Raw genomic sequence first — 1,805 nt, forward strand, 5'->3', positions numbered from 1 at the left:
CAGATGCCTTAACTATCAAGATTGAAGATACACCTGAGTTTTTAGAGTATCATCTCGATCTTGATCCAAGCGATGTTGGACGTGTGATCGGTCGTAAAGGTCGTACTATCTCCGCTATAAGGACGATTGTTTACTCTGTCCCAACCGAGTACAAAAAAGTTCGCATCGTTATTGATGAGAAATAAGAAGCAGCGGGGCCATGTGTCCCGTTTTTCTATTTCTCTTAACGAACTGAGTGCCTAGCACGTAAGTGAGGTTAGAGAAATTGATGCAGTTCGAGCTTTGCGAGAACTAGGTTCCTTTTATTCTCCTTAATAAAACAAGCCGTTAGGCGTAGTTGAAATTAGGGCCATTGATGCAGTTCGAGCTCCGCGAGAAGCAAGTATCTCAGTTAAGACAAACGCAAAATCTACACTCAAATTTAAATAAATTCGAAACGGGAGGGCATATGAAGTCAGAAGATTATGCTTGGAACGCTCATGAGCGCAAGTCTTATGAGAAAGATCAAGTGAGTCTACCGAGCCCTTACAAGCTGAAAATTCTAGATGATGGCGAGAAGAGATTGGAATTGGAGCTTGTTTTGGAGGAACTTCCTCAGGGGCAACTGGCTCGATGGGCTATGAAAATGGCGTCAAGCTTTATAGCTCTGATAGATACGGAAGATGGGTTTGAAAGGCAGAAGATTTTGACTCAGGTAAGAGAGGTTTTTCAGGCTCGACTTGATGGGAGGGCGTCTGCCTATGAACTAAGGAAGGCTGGTTTCTTGGCTAATAAACTGTCGCAGCAAGCCCAATCACAAATCGGTAAGTATGCTGCGCGTGCTTTTGCCCAAGCAGTCGCAACAGGCCACATGCGGGGACATGCTATTGTCGCAGCGGATTATGCCATCAAAGTCAGAAACTTGCAGAGTCCGGATGATTTGCAGCGGGCTGTCAAGGAAAGAGAAGGGCAGATAGAGCTAGCCTCTGCTTTTATTAGATTAGGAAAGGAAACTTTATGAAGCATTTATTTTCACGCTTGTCACCAGCGCAAAAGATTATCTTGTCTTTTCTTCTGGTGATATTCTGTGGCTCCTTGCTACTCAGTTTGCCTTGGGTGCAGACGGAAAGTTCCCAAGCGGGCTATCTGGATCATCTTTTTACAGCTGTCTCGATGGTCTGTGTGACAGGGCTTTTTACTCGATCGGTTGTGGATACATACAATGTCTGGGGACAGCTCCTTTGTATGCTGCTGATTCAGATTGGTGGTTTGGGAATCTTGACTTTTATCGGATTTTTCACCATGGAAAGTCGGAAAAAGCTCAGCCTCAAAGATCGCCGTATTCTGCGGGATAGTTTTAGTTATGGTCACAATCGTACCTTAGGTCAATTTGTCCGTTCGATTTTTATCACGACTTTTACTATCGAAGGACTGGGCGCTCTCCTTCTCATGATTCGCTTCATTCCCAAGTTTGGTCTGATAAAAGGGATTTTTAATTCCATCTTTTTAGCCGTTTCTGCATTTTGTAATGCGGGCTTTGATAATTTTGGCAATGATAGCTTACTAGGCTTGCAGACAGATGTTTTGGTCAATATCACCTTGGCTCTCCTCATCATTACTGGAGGACTTGGCTTTATGGTCTGGTTTGACTTGGCGACTAAATTTGGAGGAAAACAGAAGGGGCTGCACTTTCATACTAAGGTAGTCTTACTGCTGACTGCTGGTCTCCTCGTTATTGGGACGGTCGCGAGTCTTTGGACGGAGTATAATAATCCTGGAACGATTGGCAATCTTTCCTTTGGCGATAAGCTACTGGTCAGCTTTTT

Annotated in this window: 3 protein-coding genes; all 3 read left to right on the forward strand. The window is 44.2% G+C overall.

What is annotated here, in order from left to right; all coding sequences use genetic code 11:
• A partial coding sequence (gene kphA, locus Q0191_RS07740; RefSeq protein ID WP_297665333.1) for an RNA-binding protein KphA occupies nucleotides 1-185 on the forward strand: 185 nt, incomplete at its 5' end.
• Between the two features lie 263 nt (nucleotides 186-448).
• Nucleotides 449-1,000, forward strand: a complete 552-nt coding sequence (locus Q0191_RS07745) for a putative immunity protein (protein WP_297665335.1) — start codon at nucleotides 449-451, stop codon at nucleotides 998-1,000.
• The coding region (locus tag Q0191_RS07750; protein ID WP_297665337.1) for a potassium transporter TrkG at nucleotides 997-1,805 on the forward strand (809 nt) is incomplete at its 3' end. The genes Q0191_RS07745 and Q0191_RS07750, both read left to right, overlap by 4 nt.

This window comes from uncultured Streptococcus sp. (genome assembly GCF_938036805.1).
Lineage (GTDB): Bacteria > Bacillota > Bacilli > Lactobacillales > Streptococcaceae > Streptococcus.

Excerpts from the sequence above, each read along its gene's own strand:
- Q0191_RS07745 (WP_297665335.1), top strand. The coding sequence starts at position 449 with ATGAAGTCAGAAGATTATGCTTGGAACGCTCATGAGCGCAAGTCTTAT.